General features: G+C 29.2%; 6 protein-coding genes. 5 read left to right on the top strand and 1 reads right to left on the bottom strand.

Going from position 1 to position 5,199, the window contains the following annotated elements; translation table 11 throughout:
• Positions 1 to 92: 92 nt before the first annotated feature.
• The 5 genes from Q1J48_RS01665 to Q1J48_RS01685 all read left to right on the top strand — a co-directional run bounded on the left by Q1J48_RS01665 (position 93) and on the right by Q1J48_RS01685 (position 4,933).
• Positions 93 to 1,286 carry an NRAMP family divalent metal transporter gene (locus tag Q1J48_RS01665; protein WP_300360709.1) on the top strand — a complete coding sequence of 398 codons (1,194 nt, stop codon included), beginning with the start codon at positions 93 to 95 and terminating at the stop codon, positions 1,284 to 1,286.
• A 35-nt stretch (positions 1,287 to 1,321) separates the two neighbouring features.
• Positions 1,322 to 2,044, top strand: a complete 723-nt coding sequence (gene pxpB, locus Q1J48_RS01670) for a 5-oxoprolinase subunit PxpB (protein ID WP_300360711.1) — start codon at positions 1,322 to 1,324, stop codon at positions 2,042 to 2,044.
• 1 nt (position 2,045) lies between these two features.
• Positions 2,046 to 3,083: a 5-oxoprolinase subunit C family protein gene (locus Q1J48_RS01675; RefSeq protein WP_300360713.1), complete on the top strand. Its 1,038-nt coding sequence runs from the start codon at positions 2,046 to 2,048 to the stop codon at positions 3,081 to 3,083.
• Positions 3,084 to 3,203: 120 nt separating this feature from the next.
• Positions 3,204 to 4,565 carry an MATE family efflux transporter gene (locus Q1J48_RS01680; RefSeq protein WP_300360714.1) on the top strand — a complete coding sequence of 454 codons (1,362 nt, stop codon included), beginning with the start codon at positions 3,204 to 3,206 and terminating at the stop codon, positions 4,563 to 4,565.
• Positions 4,566 to 4,639: 74 nt separating this feature from the next.
• Positions 4,640 to 4,933: a YerC/YecD family TrpR-related protein gene (locus Q1J48_RS01685; protein ID WP_300360715.1), complete on the top strand. Its 294-nt coding sequence runs from the start codon at positions 4,640 to 4,642 to the stop codon at positions 4,931 to 4,933.
• A 33-nt stretch (positions 4,934 to 4,966) separates the two neighbouring features.
• Here the strand turns inward: Q1J48_RS01685 and Q1J48_RS01690 are convergent.
• Positions 4,967 to 5,199 (bottom strand): arginase family protein (locus Q1J48_RS01690; RefSeq protein ID WP_300360716.1); only part of this gene is annotated, 233 nt, incomplete at its 5' end.

Raw genomic sequence — 5,199 nt, forward strand, 5'->3', positions numbered from 1 at the left:
GATAATCCAGAGGCTTTAATTTTTTCTAAAAATATTAGAGAGGCTCTTATAAAAGAAGGTGTTACCATTACTAATCTAAGAGGTGATGAGTAATGGGAGAAAACAAAAATAAAGGGGCTATTGTGGGAGCTGCTTTTCTTATGGCAACTTCTGCAATAGGACCAGGATTTTTAACTCAAACAGCTGTTTTTACTGAAACTTTTAAAGAAAATTTTGCTTTTACTATTCTTATAGTTACAATTGCTACACTTATTGTTCAACTTAATATTTGGAGAGTAATTTGTGTATCTGGTATGAGGGGACAAGATATTGCAAATAAAGTTGCACCTGGTTTAGGTTATTTTATTGCAGCACTTGTTTCTCTAGGGGGATTGGCTTTTAATATTGGAAATGTTGGTGGAGCTGCCCTTGGTTTAAATGCTCTTTTTGGTTGTAATATTACAGTTGGAGTTTTATTGTCTGGAGCTCTTGCTATTTTTGTTTTTCTTTCCAAAGATATGGGTCCTGTAATGGATAAACTTACCAAATTTCTTGGTGGACTTATGATAATTGTTATGGGATATGTGGCAGTTCTATCAGATCCACCTGTTGGATCTGCAATTCATGGAGCTTTTTTCCCTGAAAGTTACAGTAGTCTAACTCTTTCTATCGTTACTCTTCTTGGAGGAACTATTGGTGGATATATTACATTTGCTGGAGCCCATAGATTAATAGATGCTAATACAAAAGGAATTGAAAATTTAGATAAGATTAACCAAAGTTCAATGATGGGAGTTAGTATCGCTTCAATTATAAGAATAATGTTATTCCTTGCTGTTCTAGGAGTTGTATCTACTGGTTTTAAGTTAGATCCTGCAAATCCTCCTGCATCTGCATTTAAAGCTGGAGCTGGAATAGTAGGTTATAAAATTTTTGGTTTAGTTATTTTTGCTGCAGCACTTACTTCTATTGTTGGGGCTGCTTATACTTCCGTATCTTTTTTAAAAACTTTATCTAAAACTATTATGAATAAAGAAAAACAATTTATTATTGGATTTATTGTTTTTTCTACTTTTGTTATGGCTTTTTTAGGAAAACCTGTAACTTTACTTGTACTTGCAGGTTCTTTAAATGGTTTAATTCTTCCAATAACGCTAGGAGTTATACTTCTTGGATCTAGAAAAAAAGAGATTGTTGGAGAATATAAACATTCTACTATGCTTACAATCCTTGGAACAGTTGTTGTTTTTGTTACTGGATATGCTGGTATTATTTCTTTACAAGGAATATTTAAACTTTTTAATTAAAAAATACTCTTTTTAAACTATACTGAGGAGGAAATATGAGATTTTTAAAAGCTGGAGATTCTTCATTAATTATCGAATTAGGAAATGAAATTTCTCCTTTAATAAATCACAATTTAAAAAAAATTACAGATTATCTTGATTCATTAAAACATCCAGCAATAAAAGATTTATTACCAACATATAGATCTATTATTGTTTATTACAATCCTCTTTTAATATCTTTTGAGGAACTAAAATCTATCATTGAAAATAATTGTAAACTAGATGATCCATCTAACACATCTATAAAAAAATTAATTGTAGAAATTCCCGTTCTTTATGGTGGAGAATATGGACCAGATATTGAGAATATTGCTTCTCATAACAATCTAACTATTGAAGAGGTTATTAATATTCACACTTCAGGAGAATATTTAGTTTATATGCTTGGATTTACCCCTGGATTTCCTTATCTTGGTGGAATGGATAAAAGAATTGCTACACCTAGATTAAAAACACCTAGAACTAAAATTCCAGGTGGTTCAGTTGGAATTGCTGGAGAACAAACAGGAGTTTACCCTATTGAAAGTCCTGGAGGTTGGCAACTTCTAGGTAGAACACCTTTAAATTTCTTTGAACCGACATCTGAAAATCCTTTCTTAATAAATGCTGGTGAATATATTAAATTTAAAGCTATTTCAGAGGATGAATATTTTAAAATCTCTGAAAAAGTAAAAAATAAAACTTATACTGTAAATAAATACTGGAAGGAGGACTAATATGGAAACTTTTAAAATTTTAAATCCTGGACTTTTGACAACAGTTCAAGACTTAGGAAGATATGGTTTTCAAAGATATGGAGTATCCGCTTCTGGAGTTATGGATAATTTTTCTGCAAAAGTTGCAAATAAATTAGTAGGTAATAACGAAAATGATGCTGTTCTTGAAACTACTTTGAAAGGTATAGAACTAGAATTTTTAAAAGATACTGTGTTTGCTATAACTGGTGGAGATTGTCAATCTACTTTAAATGGAAAAAATATAGATTTATGGAAAAGTTATAAAGCAACTAAAGGTGATATTCTTAAAATGGGTATCTGTAAATCTGGACTTAGAAACTATCTTGCTTTTTCAGGTGGAATTGATGTTCCTCTTATTATGAATAGTAGATCAACAAATCTAAAGGCTAAAGTTGGAGGATATTTAGGTAGAAAATTAATGGGTGGAGATGTTTTAAAAGTTTTCTCAAATGATAATTCATCTACTTTAGAATTTAATAGAAATTTAATACCTAGTTATCAAAAGACTCTTGAAATTAAGGTTATCCTAGGACAACAGTCTGATGAATTCACAGATGAAGGAATTAAAACTTTCTTCAATGAAACTTATACTATCTCTCAAGAAAGTGATAGAATGGGAATAAGACTTGCTTCTGATTCTGGGGCTACTATAAAACATAAAATTTCAGCTGATATCATCTCTGATGGAATTACCTTTGGGGCTATTCAAGTTCCTGGTAGTGGACAACCTATAATTATGATGGCTGATAGACAAACAACAGGAGGATATACTAAAATTGGAAATGTCATTTCCAATGATTTATCTAAACTAGCTCAAGCAACCCCTGGAACTAAAATAAAATTTATAAATTATAACCTTAATGATGCTATCAATGAAATAAAAAATACTGAAAATATTATTAATAATCCTAATTCTTATATTCAAGAATTAAATTCTTCTGAAAATTTTATAAAAAAATTTTATAAAATAAAATTAAATGGAAAAATTTTTGATTTATCTCTTGAAAGAATAGAGTAATCTCTTCCCCTCTTAAATTTAAGAGGGGATTTATTTTTTAATATTTTATAAATTAAAAAAATATGTTATACTTTTATTTATGAAAATATTATGAAAGGGGGAATACTTTTTAGTATAAAAATGAAATTATCAAATGATTTAGGAAAAGATTCTATACTTGGATTAGTTTTTAAATTAGCTATTCCAACAATGCTTGCTCAACTTGTCAATCTACTTTATAGTATTATTGATAGAATGTATATTGGACATATTCCAGATGTTGGAGGTTTAGCCCTTGCTGGAGTTGGGATCTGTGGTCCAATAGTTGCATTTCTTTCATCTTTCGGAACTTTAATTGGTCTTGGAGGATCTATTATTATGTCTATTAGAATGGGAGAAAAAAATGATGCTAAGGCTAAACAAGTTCTTGCAAATAGTTTTTTAGCTCTATCTGTACTTGGTATTGGTTTAACCCTTATCTTTCTTATCTTAAAAAATAAATTAATTATGCTTTTTGGTGCGAGTGAAATTACTTTTCAATATGCAAATACCTATCTAACTATCTATACTTTAGGAAGCTTCTTTGCCCTTATGGCAATAGGACTTAATTTTTTTATAACTTGTCAAGGTTTTCCTATGGTAGGTATGGCCACTGTTATTATAGGAGCCATCACAAACATTCTACTTGATACTTTATTTATTTTTAAATTTAAAATGGGAGTTGCTGGAGCTGCTTGGGCCACTGTTATCGCTCAATTTTTATCTTTTGTATTTGCCTACAAATTTTTAACTGGAAAAAGAATTATTATTCCAATAACTTTTGGTGGATATTCAAAAGAAATTATTAAAAAAATTATTCAATTTGGTTTTTCTCCTTTTTTTATTCTTGCAACTGATAGTCTCATCCTTATAAATTTAAATGTTGTCTTACAAAAATTTGGTGGTTTTGCCACTGGAGATTTACTTGTTTCTAGTGCTACAATTATTCAAAGTTACCTACTTCTTATAACAGGTCCTCTAATTGGTTTATCAGGTGGAACACAACCTCTTTTAAGTTATAATTATGGTGCTAAAAATATTTCAAGGGTAAAATTAGCTGAAAAATATATTACTATCTTTGCTCTTATTTTAACTACTACAATGTTTTTCTTAACAAAATATATTTCACCTTTTTTTATAGATCTATTTACCCACGAAGAAAAACTTAGTACAATTTCAAACTGGGGAATTCAAGCTAGTATTTGGGGAATTATATCACTTTCTTTCCAATATTGTTTTGTAGATTGTTTAACAGCTGTAGGAAGAGTTAAAACTGCTTTTGCTCTCTCAATGTCTAGAAAAACTATCTATATGGTTAGCACTTTTTTACTTCCAATAATTTTTGAAGCAAAATATGCCTTCTATGCTCAATCTATAAGTGATACTCTTGGGCCTATATTATGTATAATCACTTTCTATTTTATTTTCAATAAACATTTAGAAAAAAGATTGAAACAAAACTAAAAATTTATTGCAAAATTTGAAAAAAAACAATATAATTTAGTAAGGTAAATTGATAAAGTAATAGGAGGAAAAAAATGAATAAATTAAAAAATCCTACAAATGATGCTTTATTTGAAGCTTTTCTAAAATTAGAAACTGTTGAAGAATGCTATGCTTTTTTTGAAGATCTTTGTACCTTTAAAGAAATTGAAGCTATGGGAACAAGATTTGAAGCTGCTAAACTTTTAGAAAAAGGTAAAACTTATGAAGAAATTTTAAAAGATATAACTATCTCTTCTTCTACTCTTAGTAGAGTTAGCAAAGCTTTAAAATATGGAACTGGTGGTTATGAACTCATTATTAATAGATTAAAAGAAAATAAAAAATAATATAAAAATTGGGGCTATTAAAGCCCCAATTTTTTATTTAGATTTATTTAACATAATATCATAAGCTAGACAACCTGCTAATTTTGCTGTTCTACTATCTATATCATACTGTGGATTTACTTCTGCAAAGTCTACACAAACAACTTTTTCTGTGTTCATTAAACTTCTTAATATTCTCTTTCCTTTCTTTGGATCAAGTCCCATTATTGTTGGGGCTGAAACTCCTGGAGCATATGGAGCATCAAAAACATCCATACAAAAACTTA

The sequence above is a fragment of the Fusobacterium sp. genome, assembly GCF_029258315.1.
GTDB lineage: Bacteria > Fusobacteriota > Fusobacteriia > Fusobacteriales > Fusobacteriaceae > Fusobacterium_B.